At 62.3% G+C, this 24,921-nt stretch carries 24 protein-coding genes; 12 read left to right on the top strand and 12 right to left on the bottom strand.

Going from position 1 to position 24,921, the window contains the following annotated elements:
- The first annotated feature begins 3 nt into the window (after positions 1 to 3).
- From dapD to AC19YY_RS17860, 3 genes are all read left to right on the top strand, one after another.
- A complete protein-coding gene (gene dapD, locus AC19YY_RS17870) occupies positions 4 to 1,038 on the top strand; it encodes a 2,3,4,5-tetrahydropyridine-2,6-dicarboxylate N-succinyltransferase (RefSeq protein WP_169955730.1) in 1,035 nt (344 codons plus the stop codon).
- Positions 1,039 to 1,108: 70 nt separating this feature from the next.
- On the top strand, positions 1,109 to 2,314 hold the full coding sequence (locus tag AC19YY_RS17865) for an aminotransferase class V-fold PLP-dependent enzyme (protein ID WP_492634203.1): 1,206 nt from the start codon (positions 1,109 to 1,111) through the stop codon (positions 2,312 to 2,314).
- Positions 2,311 to 2,724, top strand: a complete 414-nt coding sequence (locus tag AC19YY_RS17860) for a SufE family protein (RefSeq protein ID WP_170058327.1) — start codon at positions 2,311 to 2,313, stop codon at positions 2,722 to 2,724. The genes AC19YY_RS17865 and AC19YY_RS17860 overlap by 4 nt, the downstream gene beginning before the upstream one ends.
- A gap of 118 nt (positions 2,725 to 2,842) precedes the next feature.
- On the opposite strand, the gene tcdA is transcribed toward AC19YY_RS17860, so the two are convergent.
- Positions 2,843 to 3,652 carry a tRNA cyclic N6-threonylcarbamoyladenosine(37) synthase TcdA gene (tcdA, locus tag AC19YY_RS17855; protein ID WP_492634202.1) on the bottom strand — a complete coding sequence of 270 codons (810 nt, stop codon included), beginning with the start codon at positions 3,650 to 3,652 and terminating at the stop codon, positions 2,843 to 2,845.
- Positions 3,653 to 3,860: 208 nt separating this feature from the next.
- Here tcdA and AC19YY_RS17850 point away from each other — a divergent pair, with 208 nt between their 5' ends.
- The 4 genes from AC19YY_RS17850 (at position 3,861) to AC19YY_RS17835 (ending at position 9,106) form a co-directional block, all read left to right on the top strand.
- Positions 3,861 to 6,452 carry a glycosyltransferase gene (locus AC19YY_RS17850; RefSeq protein WP_169955726.1) on the top strand — a complete coding sequence of 864 codons (2,592 nt, stop codon included), beginning with the start codon at positions 3,861 to 3,863 and terminating at the stop codon, positions 6,450 to 6,452.
- Positions 6,453 to 6,694: 242 nt separating this feature from the next.
- Complete coding sequence (gene dapE / locus AC19YY_RS17845; protein ID WP_169955725.1) at positions 6,695 to 7,846, top strand: succinyl-diaminopimelate desuccinylase; 1,152 nt, start codon at positions 6,695 to 6,697, stop codon at positions 7,844 to 7,846.
- On the top strand, positions 7,846 to 8,655 hold the full coding sequence (locus AC19YY_RS17840) for a putative RNA methyltransferase (protein ID WP_170042932.1): 810 nt from the start codon (positions 7,846 to 7,848) through the stop codon (positions 8,653 to 8,655). The genes dapE and AC19YY_RS17840 overlap by 1 nt, the downstream gene beginning before the upstream one ends.
- 73 nt (positions 8,656 to 8,728) lie before the next feature.
- Positions 8,729 to 9,106 (top strand): hypothetical protein, encoded by a 378-nt coding sequence (locus tag AC19YY_RS17835; RefSeq protein ID WP_029300131.1) that lies wholly within the window; start codon positions 8,729 to 8,731, stop codon positions 9,104 to 9,106.
- A 162-nt stretch (positions 9,107 to 9,268) separates the two neighbouring features.
- On the opposite strand, the gene AC19YY_RS17830 is transcribed toward AC19YY_RS17835, so the two are convergent.
- Positions 9,269 to 9,478, bottom strand: a complete 210-nt coding sequence (locus tag AC19YY_RS17830) for a cold-shock protein (protein ID WP_003189131.1) — start codon at positions 9,476 to 9,478, stop codon at positions 9,269 to 9,271.
- Positions 9,479 to 9,657: 179 nt separating this feature from the next.
- Between AC19YY_RS17830 and plsB the strand changes: the two genes are divergently transcribed.
- The 3 genes from plsB to AC19YY_RS17815 are packed head-to-tail and all read left to right on the top strand — an operon-like array spanning position 9,658 to position 13,327.
- A complete protein-coding gene (gene plsB / locus AC19YY_RS17825) occupies positions 9,658 to 12,162 on the top strand; it encodes a glycerol-3-phosphate 1-O-acyltransferase PlsB (RefSeq protein ID WP_169955723.1) in 2,505 nt (834 codons plus the stop codon).
- 51 nt (positions 12,163 to 12,213) lie between these two features.
- Positions 12,214 to 12,615, top strand: a complete 402-nt coding sequence (locus tag AC19YY_RS17820) for a YbaY family lipoprotein (protein WP_169955722.1) — start codon at positions 12,214 to 12,216, stop codon at positions 12,613 to 12,615.
- A gap of 25 nt (positions 12,616 to 12,640) precedes the next feature.
- The gene (locus AC19YY_RS17815; protein WP_169955721.1) at positions 12,641 to 13,327 is read left to right on the top strand and encodes a DUF4197 domain-containing protein; all 687 of its coding nucleotides are present in this window, start codon (positions 12,641 to 12,643) and stop codon (positions 13,325 to 13,327) included.
- A 71-nt stretch (positions 13,328 to 13,398) separates the two neighbouring features.
- Here AC19YY_RS17815 and AC19YY_RS17810 read toward each other — a convergent pair whose 3' ends face one another.
- The 3 genes from AC19YY_RS17810 to AC19YY_RS17800 all read right to left on the bottom strand — a co-directional run bounded on the left by AC19YY_RS17810 (position 13,399) and on the right by AC19YY_RS17800 (position 17,895).
- Positions 13,399 to 13,581: a hypothetical protein gene (locus AC19YY_RS17810; RefSeq protein ID WP_169955720.1), complete on the bottom strand. Its 183-nt coding sequence runs from the start codon at positions 13,579 to 13,581 to the stop codon at positions 13,399 to 13,401.
- A 138-nt stretch (positions 13,582 to 13,719) separates the two neighbouring features.
- A complete protein-coding gene (locus AC19YY_RS17805) occupies positions 13,720 to 16,785 on the bottom strand; it encodes an efflux RND transporter permease subunit (RefSeq protein ID WP_172314538.1) in 3,066 nt (1,021 codons plus the stop codon).
- 6 nt (positions 16,786 to 16,791) lie between these two features.
- Positions 16,792 to 17,895: an efflux RND transporter periplasmic adaptor subunit gene (locus AC19YY_RS17800; RefSeq protein ID WP_170042934.1), complete on the bottom strand. Its 1,104-nt coding sequence runs from the start codon at positions 17,893 to 17,895 to the stop codon at positions 16,792 to 16,794.
- A gap of 92 nt (positions 17,896 to 17,987) precedes the next feature.
- Here AC19YY_RS17800 and AC19YY_RS17795 point away from each other — a divergent pair, with 92 nt between their 5' ends.
- Positions 17,988 to 18,623, top strand: coding sequence for a TetR/AcrR family transcriptional regulator (locus AC19YY_RS17795; protein WP_169955717.1), 636 nt, complete (start codon positions 17,988 to 17,990; stop codon positions 18,621 to 18,623).
- Positions 18,624 to 18,717: 94 nt separating this feature from the next.
- Here AC19YY_RS17795 and AC19YY_RS17790 read toward each other — a convergent pair whose 3' ends face one another.
- Positions 18,718 to 19,500, bottom strand: coding sequence for a class I SAM-dependent methyltransferase (locus tag AC19YY_RS17790; RefSeq protein WP_500604606.1), 783 nt, complete (start codon positions 19,498 to 19,500; stop codon positions 18,718 to 18,720).
- A 95-nt stretch (positions 19,501 to 19,595) separates the two neighbouring features.
- Here AC19YY_RS17790 and AC19YY_RS17785 point away from each other — a divergent pair, with 95 nt between their 5' ends.
- A complete protein-coding gene (locus tag AC19YY_RS17785; RefSeq protein ID WP_500604605.1) occupies positions 19,596 to 20,216 on the top strand; it encodes an energy transducer TonB in 621 nt (206 codons plus the stop codon).
- Between the two features lie 3 nt (positions 20,217 to 20,219).
- Here the strand turns inward: AC19YY_RS17785 and AC19YY_RS17780 are convergent, their stop codons facing one another.
- From AC19YY_RS17780 to adk, 6 genes are all read right to left on the bottom strand, one after another.
- Positions 20,220 to 20,918 carry an extensin-like domain-containing protein gene (locus AC19YY_RS17780; protein ID WP_500604604.1) on the bottom strand — a complete coding sequence of 233 codons (699 nt, stop codon included), beginning with the start codon at positions 20,916 to 20,918 and terminating at the stop codon, positions 20,220 to 20,222.
- A 3-nt stretch (positions 20,919 to 20,921) separates the two neighbouring features.
- On the bottom strand, positions 20,922 to 21,749 hold the full coding sequence (locus AC19YY_RS17775) for an isocitrate lyase/PEP mutase family protein (protein ID WP_500604603.1): 828 nt from the start codon (positions 21,747 to 21,749) through the stop codon (positions 20,922 to 20,924).
- Between the two features lie 25 nt (positions 21,750 to 21,774).
- Positions 21,775 to 22,635, bottom strand: a complete 861-nt coding sequence (locus AC19YY_RS17770) for a DUF72 domain-containing protein (RefSeq protein WP_169955712.1) — start codon at positions 22,633 to 22,635, stop codon at positions 21,775 to 21,777.
- Positions 22,635 to 22,955, bottom strand: coding sequence for a hypothetical protein (locus AC19YY_RS17765; protein ID WP_170042939.1), 321 nt, complete (start codon positions 22,953 to 22,955; stop codon positions 22,635 to 22,637). Before AC19YY_RS17765 ends, AC19YY_RS17770 begins: the two co-directional genes overlap by 1 nt.
- A 279-nt stretch (positions 22,956 to 23,234) precedes the next feature.
- A complete protein-coding gene (gene tsaB / locus AC19YY_RS17760) occupies positions 23,235 to 23,918 on the bottom strand; it encodes a tRNA (adenosine(37)-N6)-threonylcarbamoyltransferase complex dimerization subunit type 1 TsaB (protein ID WP_169955710.1) in 684 nt (227 codons plus the stop codon).
- 90 nt (positions 23,919 to 24,008) lie between these two features.
- A complete protein-coding gene (gene adk, locus AC19YY_RS17755; RefSeq protein ID WP_500604602.1) occupies positions 24,009 to 24,656 on the bottom strand; it encodes an adenylate kinase in 648 nt (215 codons plus the stop codon).
- Positions 24,657 to 24,921 lie beyond the last annotated feature (265 nt).

Here is a 24,921-nt window from a genome sequence, read left to right as displayed (position 1 = left end):
AGCATGTCCAATTCCCTGTTCAGCCTGGGCTTCGGCGTCGGCACCCAGAACCGCCAAGGTGCTTGGCTGGAAGTGTTTTACGCGCAGCCATTGCTCAACCCTTCGGCCGAAATCGTCGCCGCCATCGCGCCGATCCTTGGCTACACCGAAGGCAACCGGGCGATCACCTTCACCATTGCCCAAGCCTCGCAACTGGCTGACGCACTGAAAAATGTAGATGCCACCCAGGCCGCCCTGCTGACCCGCCTGGCCGAAAGCCACAAGCCGCTGGTCGCCACGCTGTTGGCTGAAGACGCCGCACTGACCTCCACGCCAGAGGCCTACCTCAAGCTGCACCTGCTGTCCCATCGCCTGGTCAAGCCCCATGGCCTGAGCCTGGCCGGTGTGTTCCCGCAACTGCCGAACGTAGCCTGGACCAGCCAGGGTGCGATCGACATTGGCGAACTGGCCGAACGCCAGCTGGAAGCACGCCTGCGTGGCGAGTTGCTGGAAGTGTTCTCGGTGGACAAGTTCCCGAAAATGACCGACTACGTGGTCCCGGCCGGTGTGCGGATCGCCGATGCCGCGCGTCTGCGCCTGGGCGCCTATGTGGGCGAAGGCACCACCGTGATGCATGAAGGCTTCATCAACTTCAACGCAGGCACCGAAGGCCCGGGCATGATCGAAGGCCGTGTATCGGCTGGCGTATTCGTCGGCAAGGGTTCGGACCTGGGCGGCGGTTGCTCCACCATGGGCACCCTGTCGGGCGGCGGCAACATCGTGATCAAGGTCGGCGAAGGCTGCCTGATCGGCGCCAACGCCGGTATCGGTATTCCATTGGGCGACCGCAACACCGTGGAATCAGGGCTGTACGTGACTGCTGGCACTAAAGTGGCGCTGCTCGATGAGCAGAACCAACTGGTCAAGGTGGTCAAGGCCCGTGAATTGGCTGGCCAGCCGGACCTGCTGTTCCGCCGTAACTCCGAGACCGGTGCCGTGGAGTGCAAAACCCACAAGTCGGCCATCGAACTGAACGCAGCGCTGCACGCTCACAACTAAGCAGCGACTCGATGCCACCGGAGCCGGCCGTGCCTTGCAGCACGGCCGGTTCATATGAGTCTTCAATCCCATGCTTGTGCCCTCGCCCTGGCGCGCCGATTTCCCGGCCATCGCTACCTTGCAACGGCAAGACCAGACCTACCTGGACAACGCCGCCACCACGCAAAAACCTCAAGCCCTGTTGGACGCCCTTAGCCATTACTACGCCAATGGCGCAGCCAATGTGCACCGTGCCCAGCATTTGCCGGGCGCCCATGCGACCCAGGCGTTCGAGGACAGTCGCAGCAAAGTGGCGCAATGGCTCAACGCAGGTGACAGCGGGCAGATCATCTTTACCCACGGCGCGACGTCTGCGCTGAACCTCCTGGCCTATGGCCTTGAGCACCTCTTCAATCGGGGCGATGAAATTGTCATCAGCGCCCTGGAACATCACGCCAACCTGTTGCCCTGGCAGCAGTTGGCCAAACGCCGTGAGCTCACGCTGGTGGTGCTGCCCCTCGACGACGAGGGCTTGATCGACCTGCAAGCCGCCGCCGCGCTGATCGGGCCTCGCACCCGGCTACTGGCGGTGAGCCAGCTGTCCAACGTGCTGGGCGCCTGGCAGCCCCTCGCACAGTTGCTGGCACTGGCCCAGGCCCACGACGCCTTGACCGTGGTGGACGGCGCCCAGGGTATCGTCCACGGGCGCCATGACGTGCAGGCCCTGGGCTGTGACTTCTATGTGTTTTCCAGCCACAAGCTCTACGGCCCGGACGGCGTCGGCGTGCTTTATGGCCGCACCGAAGCCCTGCATCGGCTGCGCCACTGGCAGTTTGGCGGCGAGATGGTGCAACAGGCCGACTACCACAGCGCCAGCTTCCGCCCCGCGCCCCTGGGTTTCGAAGCGGGCACGCCGCCGATTGCCGGGGTGATTGGCCTGGGGGCGACCCTGGACTACCTCAACTCCCTGGATCAACAGGCGGTGCTCGCCCACGAAGCGGCGCTGCATGACTACCTGTTGCGCGGCTTGCAGGCGCGCAATGGCGTGCGCCTGCTGGGCGCGCCGCAGGTGGCCCTGGCCAGCTTTGTGGTGGACGGCGTACACAACGCCGACCTCGCCCACCTGCTGACCGAGCAGGGCATCGCGGTCCGCGCCGGCCATCACTGTGCAATGCCCCTGCTCAAGAGCCTGCATTTATCTGGGGCGATCCGGGTTTCTTTGGCGCTGTACAACGACTCCGATGACCTGGAGCGCTTTTTTGAAGCGCTGGACCAGGCACTGGACATGCTGCGATGAGCCTGCCAGTGGATGCGCAGGCCGCACTGCTGGCCTTTCAGGCGGTCGGCAGTTGGGAGCAACGCGCCCGCCTGCTGATGCAATGGGGCGAGCGGCTGCCGGTGTTGGCGGATGAAGGCAAGGTCGACGCCAACCTGGTACAGGGCTGTGAAAGCCTGGTGTGGCTGGTAGGGCGACTGCAGGACGGCCATTGGCAGTTTGCCGCCAGCAGCGATGCGCGCATGATTCGTGGGCTGGTGGCCTTGTTGCTGGCGCGGGTCAATGGGCTCTCGGCGGCCGAGTTACAGGCAGTCGACTTGCCTGACTGGTTCAACCAACTGGGGCTCTCCCGCCAGCTGTCGCCGTCGCGCAGCAATGGCCTGAATGCAGTCCTGCAGCGCATGCGCGACTTGAGCCATACGCAAAACTAACTGTGGGAGCGGGCTTGCTCGCGATTGCGGTGGGTCAGCCAATCGATGTACCGACTGATCTGCCGCTATCGCGAGCAAGCCCGCTCCCACATTTTTGATTGATGCAGGGCAGTGATATTTATGCAGGCTTGACCCGCTCCGAAGGCCTGCGCACTCCGGCCACGATCTTGTCCACCGCCTTGGTCGCCGCCACCATGCCAAAGGTCGCCGTCACCATCATCACTGCGCCAAACCCACCCGCGCAGTCCAGCTTCACCCCATCGCCCACAAAACTCTTCTGCAAACAGATGCTGCCGTCAGGCTTGGGATAACGCAGCTGTTCGGTGGAAAACACACAAGGCACGCTGTAGTGACGGGTCACGGTGCGCGAGAAGCCGTAGTCGCGGCGCAAGGTGGAGCGCACTTTCGAGGCCAGCGGGTCGTTGAACGTGCGGTTCAGGTCGCACACCTGGATCAGCGTCGGGTCAATCTGCCCGCCAGCGCCACCGGTGGTGATGATCTGGATCTTGCGGCGCTTGCACCAGGCGATCAGCGCTGCCTTGGCGTTGACCGCGTCGATGCAGTCGATCACGCAGTCGATAGTCGGCGTGATGTACTCGGCCATGGTGTCGCGGGTCACGAAATCCGCCACCGCGTGCACGGTGCAATCGGGGTTGATCGCGCGCAGGCGCCCAGCCATCACCTCGACCTTGGGCTTGCCCACGGTGCTGTCCAGGGCATGCAACTGGCGATTGCTGTTGCTGACGCACACGTCGTCCAGGTCAAACAGCGAAATCTCGCCCACCCCGCAACGGGCCATGGCTTCTGCCGCCCACGAGCCAACACCGCCCACGCCGACGATGGCCACATGGGCCGCTTTCAAGCGTTCCAGACCTTCAATGCCATATAGGCGGGCGACACCGGCAAACCGTGGATCTTCTGTGCTCATAACCATTACCCCAAAAACCGGCGCGCATTATAGGGCTACGCAGCGATAAGTTCTAAACTACAAGCTATAAGTAAAGAACTTACCAGCGCTTTCGCTGCCCAATACCCGGTTTTTCCTGGCTTGCTGTACGCTCAGGGAAGGGCCGGTGTAGGATGCGCGCCGTTCGACACCTCCATTCGTTCCACACCCTTTGGAACCCGAAACAGCTATGTCATCGCGTAAATTTGGACTCAACCTGGTGGTGGTGCTGGCAATTGCCGCGCTGTTCACCGGTTTCTGGGCGCTGATCAACCGCCCGGTCACTACTCCCAACTGGCCCCAGCAGATTTCCGGCTTTTCTTACTCGCCGTTCCAGCAGGGCCAGTACCCGCAGAAAGACCAGTATCCGAGCGACGAGCAGATGCGTCAGGACCTGGCGATCATGAGCAAGCTGACGGACAACATTCGGACCTATTCGGTCGACGGCACCCTGGGGGATATTCCCAAGCTGGCGGAAGAGTTCGGCCTGCGCGTGACCCTGGGGATCTGGATCAGCCCGGACCTGGAGCGCAACGAGCGCGAAATCCAGCGGGCCATTGAGATCGCCAACACCTCGCGCAGCGTAGTGCGAGTGGTGGTCGGCAACGAGGCGATCTTTCGCAAGGAAATCACCCCTGAGGAGCTGATTGTCCTGCTGGACCGGGTGCGCGCTGCCGTCAAAGTGCCGGTGACTACCTCCGAGCAGTGGCACATCTGGGAGCACAACCCGCAGCTGGGCAAGCATGTCGACCTGATCGCCGCGCACGTGCTGCCGTACTGGGAACATGTGCCGATGGCCCAGGCCGGGCAATTCGTCCTCGACCGGGCCAAGGATCTGAAGAAGACCTTCCCGAAAAAACCACTGCTGCTGTCGGAAGTGGGCTGGCCGAGCAACGGCCGCATGCGCGGTGGCGCAGACGCCTCCCCGGCCGACCAGGCCATTTACCTGCGTACCCTGGTGAACAAGCTGAACCGCCAGGGCTACAACTACTTCGTGATCGAAGCCTTCGACCAACCCTGGAAAGCCAGTGACGAAGGCTCGGTCGGCGCCTACTGGGGTGTGTTCAACGCCGCGCGCCAGCAGAAATTCAACTTTGAAGGCCCGGTAGTGGCGATCCCGCAGTGGCGAGTGCTGGCCATCGGCTCGGTGGTGCTGGCGCTGCTGTCGCTGACCCTGCTGATGATCGACGGCTCGGCCCTGCGCCAGCGTGGCCGCACCTTCCTGACCTTTATCGCGTTCCTGTGCGGGTCGGTGCTGGTATGGATCGGCTACGACTACAGTCAGCAATACAGCACCTGGTTCAGCCTGACGGTGGGTTTCCTGCTGGCACTCGGTGCGCTCGGGGTGTTTATCGTGCTGCTGACCGAGGCCCATGAGCTGGCGGAAGCGGTCTGGACTCACAAGCGCCGGCGCGAATTCCTACCGGTTGAAGGCGATTCGGACTACCGCCCGAAAGTGTCTATCCATGTGCCGTGCTACAACGAGCCACCGGAGATGGTCAAACAGACGCTCGACGCCCTGGCAGCCCTCGATTACCCGGACTACGAAGTCCTGATCATCGACAACAACACCAAGGACCCGGCCGTGTGGGAACCGGTGCGCGACTACTGTGAGACGCTGGGCCCGCGCTTCAAGTTCTTCCACGTCGCGCCCCTGGCCGGTTTCAAGGGCGGCGCGCTGAACTACCTGATCCCGCATACCGCCAAGGATGCCGAAGTGATCGCGGTGATCGATTCGGACTACTGCGTGTCGCCCAACTGGCTCAAGCACATGGTGCCGCACTTCGCCGATCCGAAAATCGCCGTGGTGCAGTCGCCCCAGGATTACCGCGACCAGAACGAAAGCACCTTCAAGAAGCTCTGCTACGCCGAATACAAAGGCTTCTTCCATATTGGCATGGTCACCCGCAACGACCGCGACGCGATCATCCAGCATGGCACCATGACCATGACCCGTCGTTCGGTACTCGAAGAGCTGGGCTGGGCCGACTGGTGCATCTGTGAGGACGCCGAACTGGGCCTACGGGTATTCGAGAAAGGTCTGTCGGCTGCGTACTACCACACCAGCTACGGCAAGGGCCTGATGCCCGATACCTTTATCGACTTCAAGAAACAACGGTTCCGTTGGGCCTATGGCGCAATCCAGATCATCAAGCGCCACACCGCCAGCCTGTTGCGCGGCAAGGACACCGAACTGACCCGTGGCCAGCGCTACCACTTCCTCGCGGGCTGGTTGCCGTGGGTGGCAGATGGCATGAACATCTTCTTCACCGTCGGCGCCCTGTTGTGGTCGGCGGCGATGATCATTGTGCCGACCCGGGTCGACCCACCGCTGCTGATCTTCGCAATCCCGCCGTTGGCGCTGTTTGTGTTCAAGGTCGGCAAGATCATCTTCCTCTACCGCCGCGCCGTTGGCGTAAACCTCAAGGATGCGTTCTGCGCGGCCCTGGCCGGGCTGGCGTTGTCCCACACCATCGCCAAAGCGGTGCTGTATGGTTTCTTCACCACCAGTATTCCGTTCTTTCGTACACCGAAAAACGCGGATAACCACGGCTTCTGGGTAGCAATTTCCGAAGCCCGGGAAGAGATGTTCATCATGTTGCTGCTGTGGGGCGCGGCGCTGGGGATCTACCTGGTGCAGGGCCTGCCGAGCAACGACATGCGCTTCTGGGTGGTGATGTTGCTGGTGCAATCGCTGCCGTATGTGGCGGCGCTGATCATGGCGTTCCTGTCGTCACTGCCGAAACCGGCAGCGGTGGCGGAGCCTGCAACCGCTGCGTAAAAACTTGCGCAATGCACTAAACGGCGGCCTCTGGTCGCCGTTTTGCTATAAGATAACGGCCCTTTTGCAGAGCTGGCTCAGGCCATGCTCTATGTGGGAGCGGGCTTGCTCGCGATAGCGGTGAACCAGCCAGTGCACTTGTAACTGACAGACCGCTATCGCGAGCAAGCCCGCTCCCACATTGGATTTGCGCCGCTGTTCAAATTCGTCCTGCGCCCATAACACGCTTTCGGAGCTCCCCCATGACGGCCCACGCCGACCTTTCGCCGACCCTCCAACTCGCTATCGACTTGATCCGCCGCCCGTCGGTGACGCCGATCGACGCCGACTGCCAGAAGCTGATGATGCAGCGCCTGGGCGACGCCGGCTTTGCGCTTGAGCCGATGCGCATCGAAGATGTGGATAACTTCTGGGCCACCCACGGCAAGCATGCAGGCCCGGTACTGTGCTTCGCCGGCCATACCGACGTGGTCCCGACCGGCCCGGTGCAGGCCTGGCAGAATGACCCGTTCGACGCATTGATCGACGAACACGGCATGCTGTGCGGGCGTGGCGCGGCCGACATGAAAGGCAGCCTGGCCGCGATGCTGGTGGCCTCCGAGCGCTTTGTGAAGGACTATCCGGACCACAAGGGTTCGGTCGCCTTCCTGATCACCAGCGACGAAGAAGGCCCGGCGCACCACGGCACCAAGGCCGTGATCGAGCGCCTGGCGGCACGCAAGGAGCGCCTGGACTGGTGCATCGTCGGCGAACCGTCGAGCACCACCCTGGTGGGCGACGTGGTGAAGAATGGCCGCCGTGGCTCCCTCGGCGCGACCCTGACCGTGCGCGGTGTGCAGGGCCATGTGGCCTACCCGCACCTGGCGAAAAACCCGATCCACCTCGCCGCCCCGGCCCTGGCCGAATTGGCCGCAGAGCATTGGGATGATGGCAACACCTTCTTCCCGCCGACCAGTTTCCAGATTTCCAACCTCAATTCCGGCACCGGCGCCACCAATGTGATCCCCGGTGACCTGACGGCGGTGTTCAACTTCCGCTTCTCCACCGAGTCCACCGTCGAAGGCCTGCAGCAGCGGGTCGCGGCGATTCTCGACAAGCATGGCCTGGACTGGCATGTGGAGTGGGCGCTGTCGGGCCTGCCGTTCCTCACCGAGCCGGGCGCGCTGCTCGATGCGGTGTCTGCCAGCATCAAGGCCATCACTGGCCGCGAGACCCAGGCCTCCACCAGCGGCGGCACGTCCGATGGGCGCTTTATCGCGACCCTCGGCACCCAAGTGGTGGAACTGGGCCCGGTCAACGCGACGATCCATCAGGTCAACGAACGTATCCTGGCCAGCGACCTCGATGTGTTGACCGAAATCTACTACCAGACCCTGATCAAGTTGCTCGCCTGATGCTCGCCTGCCCCATTTGCAGCGCCCCCCTCAATGAGGTGGACCATGGCGTGGTATGCCCGGCCGGGCACCGGTTCGACCGGGCCCGCCAGGGTTACCTGAACCTGTTGCCAGTGCAGCACAAGAACAGCCGCGATCCGGGCGATAACCTGGCCATGGTGCAAGCGCGCCGCGACTTCCTCAACGCCGGGCACTACGCGCCAGTGGCCAAGCGCCTGGCGGCACTGGCGGCGGAACGCAAACCCCAGCGCTGGCTGGATATTGGCTGCGGCGAAGGCTATTACACTGCACAAATAGCCGATGCCCTGTTACGCGCTGATGGCTATGCCCTGGATATTTCCAAGGAAGCAGTCAAGCGTGCGTGCAAACGCAACCCGACGCTGACCTGGCTGATCGCCAGCATGGCCCGGGTGCCGTTGGCCGACGGCAGTTGCCAGTTCCTCGCCAGCGTGTTCAGCCCGCTGGACTGGCAGGAAGCCAAGCGCCTGCTCAGCCCTGGCGGCGGCCTGATGAAGGTTGGCCCGACCAGCGGCCACCTGATGGAGCTGCGCGAACGCCTGTACGACGAAGTGCGCGAGTACACCGACGATAAGCACCTGGCCCTGGTGCCGGACGGCATGAGCCTGCAACACAGCGAAGTGCTGGAGTTCAAGCTCAGCCTGGCCGACCCCAAGGACCGCGCTAATCTGCTGGCGATGACACCCCACGGCTGGCGCGCCAGCGCCGAGCGCCGCGCCCAGGTGATCGAGCAGGCCGAACCGCTGCGGGTCACCGTTTCGATGCGCTACGACTATTTCGTGCTTCAATAACCGACTTTTCCGGGCGTTCGCGCCCACCCTGAATCCGCGAATGGATTTTCGAATCCCGCAACGAGGAACATCCATGCGCCAACCCGATATCGAGATTTACCTCAAGGACGCCGACGTCGACCACAAGGCCATCGCCGCCTGGCTGGGCGCCGCCCTGGGTCCGTGTACCGACTGGGTACAAAAGGGCCAGACCTACAAGTGCAAGGCCGGCAATGTGCCAGTGACCTGGCTGCCCAAGGCCGTGGGCAAGTGGAACAGCCTGTACCTGGAAAGCGACCAGACCCCGTGGGAAGACGACATCGCCTGCGCCCGTGCGGCGTTTGCCGCGCTGAACGTTGAAGTGCGCTGCGCGCCGGGGACGTGGGTCGAGGAAGAGGGCGAAGAAAGCGCCGACACCTGGATTCGGATCAGCACCGATGGTGAAGAACAGATCACCTGGAAAACTGCCTGACCCAACCTGGTCAGTGTGGGGGCTGGCTTGTGTGGGAGCTGGCTTGCCTGCGATAGCATCACCGTGGTCTGACAGAGAGACCGAGGTGCCTGTATCGCAGGCAAGCCAGCTCCTACACAAGCCCGCTCCCACATGGGTTCAGCGGCGTTGCAGAAATCTGCCTTAAAGACCGACCACATCCTCCGCCTGCAAGCCCTTCTCGCCGGTCACCACGGCGTATTCCACCTGCTGGCCCTCGGCCAGGGAGCGGTGGCCTTCACCACGGATGGCGCGGTAGTGCACAAACACATCCTTGCCGTCTTCCCGCTGGATAAAGCCATAGCCCTTGGCGTCGTTGAACCACTTCACATTGCCGGTTTCGCGCGTTGTCATCTGTTTGCTCCCACTGGTTTTTATTGTTGAGTCAGTCGCATTGAACTGCCGAGTATAAGACAGGCTCAAAAACGATCAACTCAACTTTACTTCGCTGCTTTTTTGCCGATTTTCGGCGAATACGGCACACTACCCGCCCGAGCGCCTGCTCGGTTTTTTCCACTCAAAGCAGCACGCCTATGACCCGCTCCCCGTTCCGCCGTCTGGTATTTGGCACCTTGCGCCGACTGTTGTACCTCTGGGTTCGCTCGGAGACGATCAACCAGTCGTCCCTCACCCTTAACCTGGACCGCAGCCGGCCGGTGTTCTACGTTCTGCAATCACCCTCCCTGACCGAACTGGCCGTGGTGGATGCCGAGTGCACCAAGGCCGGCCTGCCGCGCCCGGTGCTGCCAGTGGCCGTTGGCCCGTTGATGGAGCCGGCGGCGTTCTTCTACCTGACCCCCGACCCGGACTGGCTCGGCCGCCAGGACAAGCGCGGCGCGCCGCCGACCCTGACGCGCCTGGTCAACACCCTGACCGAGCACGCCGAAGAAAACGCGCAGATCATCCCGGTCAGCGTGTTCTGGGGCCAATCGCCGGCCAGCGAGTCGAGCCCGTGGAAACTGCTGTTCGCCGACAGTTGGGCAGTCACCGGGCGCCTGCGCAGGCTGTTGAGCATCCTGATCCTGGGGCGCAAGACCCGAGTGCAATTCTCTGCGCCAATCAACCTGCGTGAATTGATCGAGCACAATAAAGGTCACGAACGTACGGTGCGCATGGCCCAACGGATCCTGCGGGTGCACTTTCGCAACCTGAAGACCGCGGTGATCGGCCCCGACCTGTCCCACCGGCGCAACCTGGTCAAGGGCCTGGTGAACATGCCACTGGTGCGCCAGGCAATCCTCGACGAGGCCGAGCGGGAAAAAATTACCCCGGAAAAAGCCAAGGCCCAGGCCCTGCGCTATGGCAATGAGATCGCCTCGGACTATACCTACACCGCCATCCGCTTCCTCGAAGTGGTGCTGAGCTGGTTCTGGAACAAAATCTACGACGGGATCAAGGTCAACAATATCGAAGGTGTGCAAAAGGTCGCCCAGGGCTACGAAGTGATCTACGTGCCTTGCCACCGCAGCCACATCGACTACCTGCTGCTGTCCTACCTCCTATTCAAGAACGGCCTGACCCCGCCGCACATCGCCGCCGGGATCAACCTCAATATGCCGGTGATCGGCAGCCTGCTGCGCCGGGGCGGGGCGTTTTTCATGCGTCGCACGTTCAAGGGCAACCCGCTGTACACCTCGGTGTTCAACGAATACCTGCACACCCTGTTTACCAAAGGCTTCCCGGTGGAGTACTTCGTCGAGGGCGGGCGCTCACGGACCGGGCGCATGTTGCAGCCCAAGACCGGGATGCTGGCGATTACCCTGCGCAGTTTCCTGCGTTCCTCGCGCATGCCAATCGTGTTTGTGCCGGTGTATATCGGCTACGAGCGGGTGCTGGAAGGTCGCACCTACCTGGGCGAATTGCGCGGGGCGACGAAAAAGAAAGAGTCGATCTTCGATATCTTCAAGGTCATTGGCGCGCTCAAGCAGCGCTTTGGCCAGGTGGCGGTCAACTTCGGCGAGCCGATCAAGCTGGCGGAGTTCCTCGACCACGAGCAACCGGACTGGCGTACCCAGGAGCTGGCGCCCAACTACAAGCCCGCCTGGCTCAACGAGACCACCAACCGCCTCGGCGAGCGCGTGGCCCAGCACCTCAACGAGGCCGCCGCGATCAACCCGGTGAACCTGGTGGCGTTGGCGCTACTGTCCACCAGCCGCCTGGCCCTGGACGACCAGGCCATGGCGCGGGTGCTGGACCTGTACCTGGCGCTGCTGCGCCGGGTGCCCTACTCGCCCCATACCACGTTGCCCGAGGGTGACGGCCAGGCCTTGATCAAGCACGTCAAGGACATGCACCTGCTGTCCGAACAGAGTGATGCCCTGGGCAAAATCCTCTATCTGGACGAGCAAAACGCGGTCCTGATGACCTATTACCGCAACAACGTGCTGCATATCTTCGCCCTGCCGGCGTTGTTGGCCAGCTTCTTCCAGAGCAGTTCGCGCATGAGCCGCGAACAGATCCTGCGCTATACCCGCGCGCTGTATCCGTACCTGCAATCGGAGTTGTTTATCCGCTGGTCCCTGGACGAGCTCGACGCGGTGGTCGACCAGTGGCTCGAAGCCTTGGTAGAACAAGGCCTGCTGCGCTTTGAAAACAACATCTACCTGCGCCCGGCGCCCAGCTCGCGCAACTTTGTGCTGCTGACCCTGCTGTCCAAGAGCATTGCCCAGACCCTGCAACGCTTCTACATGGCCATTTCCCTGCTGCTTAACAGCGGCCAGAACAGCATCAGCGCCGAAGAGCTGGAAGACCTGTGCACGGTCATGGCCCAGCGCCTGTCGATCCTGCATGGCCTGAATGCCCCGGAGTTCTTCGACAAGAGCCTTTTCCGACATTTTATTCAGACGTTGCTCGAGCAAGATGTGCTGCGCCGCGATGAAGCCGGCAAGTTGAGTTACCACGACCTGCTCGGCGAATTGGCCGAAGGCGCCGCCAAACGGGTGTTGCCCGCAGAGATTCGCCTGTCGATCCGCCAGGTGGCGCTGCACCGCAACGACGAAGCGCCCGCGCCGGACGTCGAGCCGGACGAAACCCGCTAGATTTACCAGGGCGCCAGGGTGTTTCTGGCGCCGTCGACAAGGAGCTGTACCATGAAAAAGATCATTCTCCTGGGCCTGACCGCCCTGCTGGGAGCCTGTCACTCGATGAATCCTGCGCCCAAAGCCAGCCTTGATGGCGAAGTGTTCTACCTGCAGCGCATCGCCCTGCCACCGGCCGCCACCTTGAGCGTCAGCCTTCTGGACGTGTCCCTGGCCGATGCGCCCGCCGTGACCCTGGCCGAGCAGAAAGGCCCGGTCAACGGCCAGGTGCCGCTGCCTTTCCACCTGAGCTACGACCCGGCCCAGGTCAAGCCTGGCCACAGCTATTCGGTCAGCGCTCGCATCGAGCTGGATGGCAAGCTAATGTTTATTACCACCGAGCGTCATTCGGTGCAGTTGAACGGCCAGGATCCCCAGCCGCTTCGCCTGCGCGTTGATGCCGTTGCCCACTGATCCAGTCGATTAAAAGGAAGCGCCCATGCTCCGTAACTCTCTTCGCCTCAGCGCCCTGTGCGCCGGCCTGCTGCTCGGTGCCAACGCCATGGCTCTGTCCCTCGGTGACCTGTCCCAGGGCGACGCCACGGGTGGCCTGAAGGACGCCCTGACCCAAGGCGCACAGATTGCCGTCAAGCAACTGGGGGCTCCCGGTGGTTTCAGCAACAACCCCGAGGTCAAGATCGGTTTGCCGGGCAAGCTTGAAAAAGCCGCCGGCGCCCTGAAAATGCTCGGCATGGGCGATCAGATCACCCAGCTTGAAGCCAGCATGAACAAGGCTGCCGAATCCGCCGTGACCCAGGCCCAGCCGATTCTGGTGAACGCCGTGAAAAACATGAGCGTGAGCGACGCCAAGGGCATCCTCAGCGGCGGCCAGGATTCGGCGACCCAGTATCTGGACAAAAGCAGCCGCGAGCAGATCCGCGCCAAGTTCCTGCCGATCGTCAAGCAATCCACGGACAAGGTCGGCGTAGCCCAGCAGTACAACGCGCTGGCCAAAAAAGCGCCCATGGGCTTGCTGGGTGGCAAGAGTGACAGCGTCGAAAACTACGTGACTGAACAAGCGCTGGACGGCCTGTTCAAGATGATTGCCCAACAGGAAGAAAGCATCCGCCAGAACCCGGCAGCCGCCGCGACCAGCCTGGCGAAGAAAGTGTTCGGCGCGCTGTAGATCCATCGCCGGCAACAAATACAAACGCCCCGAAAAATCGGGGCGTTTGTGTTACTGCACCAGGGGCGTCATCAGCCGTAGGTGATTTTACCTTCGAACTTGACGTTACTCGCGCAAGGCCGCGGCAGCGTCGGCTGCCATGGCGTAGGCTTGCAGGGGGGCTTGCACTTGTTGCGCTTTTTGCCCATTTTGAACGCCATCATCGGCATCACGCCGATACCAATACCTATACCACCCATCGCAAACAAGCCCATAGGTCATTCCTCACGTCTAATTAAACCTCTTCCTGTAGCAACTTCGTTGTCAGAAAAAGGCACCTGCAACCCAGGTAACCCCTGAGTGGCAGGCACGCAAGAAACAGTTCCTGAACCGTGTAGCCGCTTTACGCAGGTTTATGCCGACTTAGGCTGGACCCGGAACCACGCCGCATACAACGCCGGCAAAAACAGCAAGGTCAGGGCCGTGGCCACGATCAAGCCGCCCATGATCGCCACCGCCATTGGCCCGAAGAACACGCTGCGCGACAGCGGGATCATCGCCAGCACTGCCGCCAGCGCCGTCAGCACAATCGGGCGGAAGCGCCGTACGGTGGCTTCGATAATCGCCTGCCACGGCTCCAGGCCCGCCTTGATGTCCTGCTCGATCTGATCCACCAGGATCACCGAGTTACGCATGATCATCCCCGACAACGCGATGGTCCCAAGCATGGCCACAAAGCCAAACGGCTGGCGGAACACCAGCAGGAACAGCGTCACGCCAATCAGCCCCAGGGGCGCGGTAAGAAACACCATGGCCGTGCGCGAGAAGCTGCGCAGTTGCAGCATCAGCAAGGTCAGCACCACCACGATGAACAGCGGCACGCCGGCCTTCACCGAGTTCTGGCCACGGGCGGAGTCTTCGACGGTACCTCCCACGTCCAACAGGTAACCGTCCGGCAGTTCGGCCCGCACCTGGGCCAGGGTCGGCAGGATCTGCTGGACCAGGGTCGCCGGTTGCTCCTTGCCGTAGATATCGGCGCGTACGGTCACCGTGGGCAGGCGGTTGCGATGCCAGATAATGCCTTCCTCGAAGCCATACTCCAGGGTGGCGATCTGCGACAGCGCCACGCTGGTGCCGTTGTCGGTCGGCACCGCCAGGCTCGGCAGCAGCGACAACTCGGTGCGCTCATGCACGGTGCCGCGCAGGAGGATTTCGATCAACTCGTTGTCCTCCCGGTACTGGCTGACGCTGGAACCGGTCAGGGAGCTCTGGAGAAATTTCGACAGGTTGGCCGTGCTCACCCCCAAGGCGCGGGCGCGGTCCTGGTCGACATTGAGGTAGACGATCTTGCTCGGTTCTTCCCAGTCCAGATGCACATTCACCACGTGGGGGTTTTCCCGCACCTTGGCCGCGACCTTGCGCGCCAGGGCCCGCACTTCTTCGATGTGCTCGCCAGTCACGCGAAACTGCACCGGGTAGCCAACCGGCGGGCCGTTCTCCAGGCGGGTGACCCGCGAACGCAGGTCGGGGAATTGCTCGTTGAGGGTTTCGATCAACCAGGTGCGCAGGGTTTCGCGCTCCTCGATGGTCTTGGCCAGCACCACGAACTGGGCAAAGCTGGCCGCCGGCAACTGCTGGTCCAACGGCAAGTAGAAGCGCGGTGAACCGGTGCCGACATAGGCCACGTAGTTTTCGATCCCCGCATGCGCCTTGAGCAAGCCTTCGAGACGCTTGACCTGATCGGCGGTGTTGCTCAGCGAGGCGCCTTCCGCCAGTTTCAGGTCGACCATCAGCTCCAGGCGCCCGGACGCCGGGAAGAACTGTTGCGGGACAAAGCGGAACAGCGCCACCGAGCCGATAAACAGCAGCACGGTCAGTACAATCACGGTTTTGCGCCGGCGCACGCACCATTCCACCCAGCGCCTTACGCGCTGATAGAACGGCGTGCCGTAAGGATCCGGGCCATCAGTGCCGTGCTTGGCCGCATGAATCTTCGCCAGGTCCGGCAGGAGTTTTTCCCCCAGGTATGGCACAAACACCACGGCGGCAACCCACGAGGCCAGCAGCGCGATGGTCACCACCTGGAAGATCGAGCGGGTGTACTCACCGGTACTCGATTGCGCGGTGGCAATCGGCAAGAAGCCGGCTGCGGTGATCAACGTACCGGTAAGCATCGGAAACGCCGTACTGGTCCAGGCGAAACTGGCGGCCTTGAGACGGTCGTAGCCCTGCTCCATTTTGATCGCCATCATTTCCACGGCGATGATCGCGTCGTCCACCAGCAGGCCCAAAGCCAATACCAAGGCACCCAGGGAGATCTTGTGCAGGCCGATCCCCAGGTAATACATGCAGGCAAAGGTCATGGCCAACACCAGCGGAATCGCGAGGGCCACCACCATGCCGGTACGCACGCCGAGGGAGAAGAAACTCACCAGCAATACAATCGCCAATGCTTCGGCCAGCACCTGGACGAATTCGCCCACGCTGGTCTTCACCGCAGCGGGCTGGTCCGACACCTTGCGCAGCTCCATGCCTGCCGGGAGGTTCTTCTGCAAGCGTGCGAATTCGCCCTCAAGGGCCTTGCCCAGTACCAGGATGTCCCCGCCATCGCGCATGGCCACGGCCAGGCCGATCGCATCGTCACCCATGTAGCGCATACGCGGCGCGGGCGGGTCGTTGAAGCCACGGTGGATCTCGGCCACGTCACCAATGCGGAAGGTGCGGCCGCCCACGCGGATCGGGAAATCGCGGATTTCCTCCACCGCCTTGAAGTTACCCGACACCCGCAGTTGCACGCGCTCGCTCGGGGTTTCAAAAAAGCCGGCGGTGGACACCGCGTTCTGCTCCTGCAACGCCTGTTGCACCGCCGCCAGGGGCAGGCCGAGGGTGGCGAGCTTGAGGTTGGACAGCTCGATCCAGATCTTCTCGTCCTGCAACCCCAGCAGCTCGACCTTGCCCACATCCGGCACCCGCTGCAGCTGGATCTGGATGCGGTCGGCGTAGTCCTTGAGCACGGCGTAGTCAAAACCCTCGCCGGTCAGGGCGTAGATATTGCCAAAGGTGGTGCCGAATTCATCGTTGAAGAACGGGCCCTGGATATCCGGGGGCAGGGTCTGGCGGATATCGCTGATCTTCTTGCGCACCTGGTACCACAGGTCGGGAATCTGCGCCGAGTGCATCGAGTCCCGCGCCATAAACGTGACCTGGGATTCGCCCGGGCGGGAGAACGAGACGATGCGCTCGTACTCGCCGGTTTCCATCAATTTCTTTTCAATACGCTCGGTGACCTGGCGCGAGACTTCCTGGGCCGTGGCGCCTGGCCAGTTAGTCTTGATCACCATGGCTTTGAAGGTGAACGGCGGGTCTTCACTTTGCCCCAGCTTGGTGTAGGACAACGTACCGACAACGGCCAGCAGCAGCATCAGGAACAGTACGATCTGGCGATTACGCAACGCCCATTCGGAAAGATTGAAACCCATCGGGGACTACTCCTTGTTGGCCGCCAGATTCACCACCCGGTTGGAGCGATCCACCGGGCGTACTTGCTGGCCCTCATGGAGCACATGCACACCGGCGGCAATCACCCAGTCGGAGGGGGTCAGGCCTTCGAGCACCGGCACGCTTTTTTCGCCGAAGGCGCCGATGCGCACCGCTGTGCGCTTGAGGGTGTTATCCGGCTTGACCAACCAGACGTAGGACGCACCGTTCTCTGCGCTGAGGGCAGACAGCGGCACCGACAACGGAACCACGCCGTCAGCCTGGATGAAAACCCGCGCACTCTGCCCCAGCTCGGCCGGGACTTTGCCGGCGTTGAAGGCGACGCGGGCGGCGAAGGTGCGTGACTTGGGATCGGCTGCCGGCGACAGCTCGCGAATACGCCCCTCGAAACGCTGGTCGGGCTGGCTCCACAGTTCCACGGAGACCGGCTGGCCGACCTTGAAGCGGCCGAAGCTTTGCTCCGGGAAGCTGATCAACACTTCACGCTCGCCATCGGTAGCCAGGGTGAACACGGTCTGCCCCGCAGACACCACTTGCCCGACTTCCACCGCACGCTTGGCCACCACCCCGTCCTGGGGCGCGCGCAACACGGCATAGCCAGCCTGGTTGTTGGCCACGTCGAATTCTGCCTTGATCTGCTGCAAGCGGGCGACGCCTGCGCGGTAGAGGTTTTCGGAATTATCGTACTGGGAGCGGCTGACCATCTGACGGTCCATCAGGGTCTTGTAGCGATCACGCTCGGCCCGCACCAGGCTCAGGTTGGCCTCGGCCGCCGTGACTTGGGCACGGGTAGCCTGCAGTTGCAGGCGCACATCCTGGGGATCGAGCTCCGCCAGCGGCTGGTTGGCCTTGACGCGCTCGCCCTCCTCCACCAGGCGGCGGCTGACTTTGCCGCCGATGCGAAAGGCCAGGTCCGGTTCATACCGGGCACGCACCTCGCCTGGATAACTGTCCATTGCCAACGCAGAGGGTTGTGGCTGCACCACCATGGCCGGGCGGACGGTGGTTTGGGCCGCTTCTTCATGGCCGCAGGCAGCCAGTAAAAGAGCAAGGCTGGCAGGCAACGCGAGGTGCAGGAAGATGCTGCGCATGCTGAAGGACCTTTCGCAAATGGTGCTTGGAATAATTATACTGGCCGGTATGTTATTAATACCAAACTCACCAGTCCAGTATTAAAGTGAAAATGTCCGACAATCCTGTAAACACCAATAGCCCTGGGCGCCCCAAGGACATGGCAAAACGCCAGGCAATCCTCGACGCGGCGAAAATCCTGTTTTTGAGCAATGGTTATGCGAGTACCAGCATGGATGCCGTCGCCCTTGAGGCTGGCGTGTCGAAACTGACGGTCTACAGCCACTTCACCGACAAAGAAACGCTATTCACCGCCGCCGTCGAGGCCAAGTGCGAAGCGCAACTGCCGGTCATGTATTTCGAGCTGCCCGACGGTGTGCCGGTGGAGAAGGTGCTGCTCAACATCGCCCGGGGCTTTCACCTGCTGATCAACAGTGAGGAGTCGGTGAACCTGCACCGCTTGATGATGACGTCGGGCAATCAGGATCCGAAGCTGTCGCAGATTTTCTTCGAAGCCGGCCCCATGCGGATGCTGCAGGGGATGGAGCGCTTGCTGGGCAAGATCAACCAGAGCGGTGCGCTGAGCATCGACAAGCCGTTTACCGCAGCCGAACACTTCTTTTGCCTGCTCAAGGGCACGGCGAACTTCTGCTTGCTGTATGGCTGCGGCGACCGCTTGAGCGAAGCGGCCGCCGAAGAGCATGTGCAGGAAGTGGTGGGGTTGTTTATGCGGGCGTATCGACCTTGAACAGTCGTTGATCGATCTGACGCCATCGCCGGCAAGCCGGCTCCTACAGGTGATTGCGTTTATTGTAGGAGCCGGCTTGCCGGCGACGGGGCCCTCAGGCCTTGAGCGCTTTTTTAGGGTAAATATCGTACCGGCTGGATTTGCCGTCCAGCGCGTGGCTCGGCTTGGGCCCGTCAATGCACGGCGCCTTGCGCGGGCGCTTGACCACCACCCGGTGGCTGGCCAGGGCCAAGGCCGCCGCGAGCAACGCCGGGGCATCCGGATCGTCACCCACCAGCGGGCGGAACAGGCGCATTTCCTTCTTCACCAGGGCGCTTTTCTCACGATGAGGAAACATCGGGTCCAGGTAGATCACCTGCGGCGGCTCACCTTCCCAGTTACGCATCAGCTCGATGGAGTTGCCCTTGAGCAGGGTCATCCGCCCAACGATGGGCGCCACTTCAAAATCATCGGCCCCACGCGCCAGACCATCTTCGAGCAAGGCACCAATCAACGGTTGCCGCTCGATCAGGCTCATCTCACAGCCCAGGCTGGCCAGCACGAACGCATCCTTGCCCAGGCCCGCCGTGGCATCCAGCACCCGGGGGCGCACACCTTGAGACACGCCTACGGCCTTGGCGATCATCTGCCCGCTGCCACCACCGTAAAGCCGGCGATGGGCCGCGCCGCCCTCGACAAAATCCACCCGCACCGGCCCAGGCGCATCGGCGCCCAGCTGTTGCAGTTGCAGGCCGTGCTCACCCACTTGCAGGGCAAAATCGGCATCCGCCAGCTGCAACGGCAGGCCGAGCTGCTCGGCCCAGTACTGGGCACGGGCCTGGAAACCTTCGGCCAAGGCCTCGACCCGAATGCGGCTGGCCGCGGGTTGTTCGCTCATCGTTTACTACGCTCAAAAATATTAAGGATCGGCAAAAAGCGGCCGATAAAAAAGGATCAGGCATTTTGCCAGACCCTGAGCGTCGACCGAGAGAAATGTCAGACATTCATTCCCTATTCACCGGTGTCCTGCCGACCCACAACCACTTCGGCCTGCGCAATACCCAAGCGCTGGCCGGCGTCAGTCATGTGTGGCAGGACTTCTTCGCCCGGGCGTTGGCCGAGCAACTTGGCCAGGAGCCAGGTGCGCAGCTGGCCGCAGATCCGGTGCCGGTGGATACCTCGATCGAACCCAGCGCCGGCAGCGACCTGCTGACCCAAATCGTTACCCAACGTCATTGCGACGTCCAGGGCACCGAGGTCGCCCCGCCTGAACCGCTGTTTCTGCCGATTGCCGAATTCGAGCTGGACCTGCTGCCACCCGCGGCCGTGCCGTTCCCGGATGATGAAATCGTCGCCCAGCAACGCCAGCAGAACTTCGAGAGCGGCTGGGTACGCCCGATCGTCCTGACCGCTGGCCAGCCACTGCCCGAGCCAGGCTCGGCGCCACAACCCAAGCCGCTGTTCCTGCCGATTGCCGAGTTCGAACTGGACCTGCTGCCAGCGGCGGCCGAACCGTATCCGAATGAAGAACTGGTGCAGCAGCAAAAGGCCCTGGACTTCGATTGCGGCTGGGCCCGCCCACTGATCCTCAACAACCTGCGCCTGGCGGCCTGACACTTAGCGGCACACCCACCAACGCCCCATGTCCAGATGGAAATGGTTGCGATGGGCAGCGTTGTAGTCCGGGCTCAAGACCACGTTGAAATCGTTGCACGCACGGTCGCGCACCTGACGCAAAAAGCGCGCGTTGGCGCCCTCTCCAGGCCAATCCTTCAGCACATTGATACTGCGCCCATCCGCCAGGCGAAACCCGGCGATATCCAGGGCATTGGCCGAGGCGTGCTGGCTGAGCCGCCCTTCGGCACGCCCATACATATTGCGGCAGGCAAAACTGCCCAGGTGATCGACCCGCGTCACCGCCTGGCCAAACACCGCCTGGGCAGCCGGCTGCAAGCTGTGGCGCTCGAACAGGGCAAACGCCACCGCCAAGGGGCAACTGGCGAGAAAGCTGCTACTCAAACCCACCTGCGCGCCCTGCACCCGCAGGGTATTGCGCAGTGGGCAAGCCGCATCAGCGGGACTGTCCGCCTGATGGCTGACCCGCAGCCCGGAGGTTTTCAGCACCTGGTCGCACAGTGCCGGATCATCCTGCAACCGTCCGAGTTTGAACCGCGTCAGCAGGTTGGGCACAGCGCGCACATCCAAGGGCGCCCAGGGGTTCCATTCGGCGGGCAACGGCACCCAGCCGCGCCAGATGCCTACGAGTAGGCCGCCCGCGAGTAGCAGCAACACCCCCAACACTTTGAAAAAACCCACGACTCAACCTTTGAACAACTGATTTGCCTGGCTGAACGGCATCGAGCGCTCGGTAAAGGTGAAGGTTCCCAGTTCCTGAACCTCCCGCGCGGCCCTGAAGAACTCCCCGTAGGCCGCCAGGGCCATGGCCGAGCCAACGCTGATGCGCTTGACGCCCATCTCGCTCAGTTGCGCCACCGAGAGCTTGAGACCACCGGACATCAGCACATTCACCGGTTTTGGCGCCACCGCCCGCACCACCGCCAATACTTCCTCAGCACTGCGCAGGCCCGGTGCATACAACACGTCGGCGCCCGCTTCGGCGTAGGCCTGCAAACGGCGAATAGTGTCGGGAAAATCCAGGCGACCATGCAGGAAGTTTTCCGCACGGGCCGTCAGCATGAAGGGGAATGGCAAGCTGCGCGCCGCAGCGACGGCAGCCTCGATGCGCTCAACAGACAGATCAAAGGGGTAGATCGGGTCAACCGCAATCCCCGTAGCGTCTTCGATAGAACCGCCGACGATGCCGGTAGCGGCGGCCCGCAACAGGCTCTGGGCACAACCTTGAGGCGTATCGCTGAAGCCGTTTTCCAGGTCCGCAGCCACCGGCAGCGCGGTGGCCTGAACGATCATCCCGGCGTTGCCCAAAGTGTCCTCCAGCGACAGCGCACCTTCGGCATCCGGACGCCCCAGACTGAAGGCAAAACCCGCGCTGGTAGTGGCCAGGGCTTCAAAGCCGAGGCTGGCGAGCATCTTGGCAGAACCGGCGTCCCACGGGTTGGGCATCACGAATGCACGGTCACGCTCGTGCAGGGCTCGAAAGGATTCGGCGCGAAGGGTTTGGGCATCCATGACTGACTCCAGGCATAAAAGAACCCTAGAGTAACCCCAGTTGCTCCACAGCGGGCTCCCGATGCAACTGCGCCAACGCCGGCAACCCAGGCAATCGCACCATCAATTGCTGATGAAAACGCATGGCCAATTGGGCCGCCAGGCGGTTGTCCGAGGTGTGCAGGAACACATAGGGCGTGCGGCCCTCCTCGATCCAGCCAGCGACCTTTTCAACCCACGGCACCAGGAACGGATCGTTGGCTTCCAGGTCCGGGTGGCCGATAAAACGCACCTGGGGAAACTGGGTCAACGCCGCAGGCCGGGGCGGTACCTTGGGCTTTTTCGATTGGGCGTGGAGTACCGCCGCCGAGGTGGACGTGCAACTGAACAGCGCCCGAGGATCCAGGCAGATCCGCTCGACACCACGGTCACGCAGCAGGCGGTTGAGGCTGCGCTCGGCATCGCCTTTGGCGAAGAACTCACGGTGACGCACCTCCACCGCCAATGGCCGCTCCAGGCCGTCGATAAACCCTGCCAGTTCCCCCAGCCGTTGCGGGGTGAAGCTGGCCGGTAGTTGCAGCCACAGTGGCGAAACCCGCTCGCCCAGCGGGCTCATCAAACCGAGGAAGCTTTCGGCGGCGGGCAACTGTTCGCGCAGGTCAGCGCTGTGGCTGATATCACCGGGAAACTTGGCGGTAAAGCGAAAGTGCGCGGGCATGATCTCGGCCCAGCGCTGCACAGTCGCGACGGAGGGCCGCGCATAGAACGTGGTGTTGCCTTCGCAGGCATTGAACACCTGGCAATACAGCCCGAGAAAATCCGTGGTGCGGGCGTCTTGCGGATACAGGTACTCGCGCCAGGCGTTTTCACTCCAGGACGGGCAACCGAGGAAATAAGGCAGCAACATCAGATGTGGATATCGAGACCCAGCACTTCCATATCCCATTCGACAAAGCCTGCTGTGGTCAGGTAGCTGGCCAGGGCCGTGGCGACGTTCTTGCTCATGGAGCGCGGGAAGACCATGTCTTGCTGGCGGGCCGGAACGCCGCCGATACGCGCACCGCTGGCACCTTGGGCACGGGCGGAAACCGCTGCGCTCTGGGAGGTTTCGGGCTGGATTTCAATAAAATCGGGGGATTCTTCGACGGACTCGTCTACCTTCACGCTCGCCTTGCGTGGCTTGCGCTTGAGGGGGTAGGACTGGGAGGAAAAGCCGTCTATACGCATGCATGCAGATCCGTGATCAATGATGGCAATTTAGCGGCACTTTCCTTGGCGCGCAAATGCTCTGGTGATAACTAGAACACATAAACGGGCAAAGGTTTAAAACCGCGGGCAAATTCTGACGATTGGCGCCAATTGCCTGCGATCAACGGTGGAAGCTGTCGAGCCCCAGCGAGGCTGCGATGGCGGCGACACTGCCACTATTCATGGCACCTGACACACCGCTATCGCAGCCTCGCTGGGGCTCGACAGCTCCCACATTAGAGGCTAACCGCAATAAGCCTAGAGCCCGCGTTCGGCCTTGGTCTGCGCCACTTTATCGCGCAGGTACACCGGGGCGGCCTGGTCGGCGGGAATCGCCTCGCCGCGTTCCCAGGCAAAACGCGCCAGGGCCAGCAGGTCTTCGGCATGGGGCAGCATCGTGGCATCCTGGCCCATCGTGGGCACGGCGATCCGCTGGCCATACCCCCAACCGGTACCGGCACCAAACCAGTCGCCACTGGCATCGGCCGGCAACGCGGCGGCCTCGGGCGGCTGCACGGCTTCAACGCCGACCAGGCGCATTTCGCCTGCGGTCTCGCGGTAGCAACCCCAGTAGACCTCATCCATCCGCGCATCGATGGCTGCCGCGACCTGGGCCGCGCCGTGCTCACGCAGCGCGCGCTGGGCCAGCACGGCCAGGTTGGACACCGGCAATACTGGCCGTTCCAGGGCAAACGCCAGGCCCTGCACCACCCCGATGGCGATGCGCACGCCGGTGAACGCGCCCGGGCCACGACCAAAGGCGATGGCGTCCACCGCCGACAAGGTGGTGCCGGCATCGAGCAATAACTGCTTGATCATCGGCAGCAGCTTTTGCGCATGCAGGCGCGGGATCACCTCATAGTGGCTCGTGACCTTGCCGTTATGCAGCAGGGCAACGGAGCAAGCTTCAGTCGCGGTGTCCAGGGCCAGCAGGGTGCTCATCGGTGTGGGTGTCCAAATCGAAAAAAAGTGCGCCAGTATAAACAACAACGGCCCGCAAGCGGGCCGTTGAACATCACGCCGATCGTCAGATCAGTTCAGCGCTTCCAGCACCTTGGCGGTGATGGTTTCCACCGAGCCAACGCCCGGGATGTGGCTGTATTTCGGTTTGCCCTGGGCAGCCGACAGCTTCTGGTAGAAGTCCACCAGCGGCTTGGTCTGGGAGTGGTAGACCGACAGGCGATGACGCACGGTTTCTTCGGTATCGTCCTTGCGCTGCACCAGGTCGTCACCGGTTACATCATCCTTGCCAGCCACTTTTGGCGGGTTGTAGACGATGTGGTAGACGCGGCCCGAGGCTTCGTGAACACGGCGACCGGCGATACGCTGGACGATCTCTTCGTCTTCAACGGCGATTTCGACCACGGCATCCAACTCGACGCCGGCCTTCACCAGGGCTTCGGCCTGGGGAATGGTGCGTGGGAAACCGTCGAACAGGAAACCGTTCTTGCAGTCTTCCTGGCTGATGCGTTCCTTGACCAGGTTGATGATCAGGTCGTCGGAGACCAGGCCACCGCTGTCCATCACGCTCTTGGCGATCAGGCCCAGCTCGGTACCGGCCTTGACGGCGGCGCGCAGCATGTCGCCAGTGGAGATTTGTGGAATGCCGAACTTTTCAGTGATGAACTTTGCCTGAGTACCTTTACCGGCCCCGGGAGCTCCCAGCAGAATGACGCGCATCGATGTGCTCCTCAATTTTTTATAGAGATGACGCTCGGATTCGCCGCGTGGGGCCAATCTCGTAGAATATGCTCGTAAAAATACGAATCCAGGCCGCCCAAACGGCCAAAGGCTGATCAAGATACACAGCGAGCCCTAACCACACAAGCCGCCAAAAGTCGGAAGAACCCGCACCACACAAGCCTTTTGGTCGCGGTATCCCTTGGTGCAACCCAAACCCAAAACCGCCGGCAGAGCCCTTTCGGGTCAACCGGCGGTTTTGCGT

The organism is Pseudomonas sp. MF09156 (genome assembly GCF_059862305.1).
This window is presented reverse-complemented; position numbering and strand designations above follow the sequence as displayed.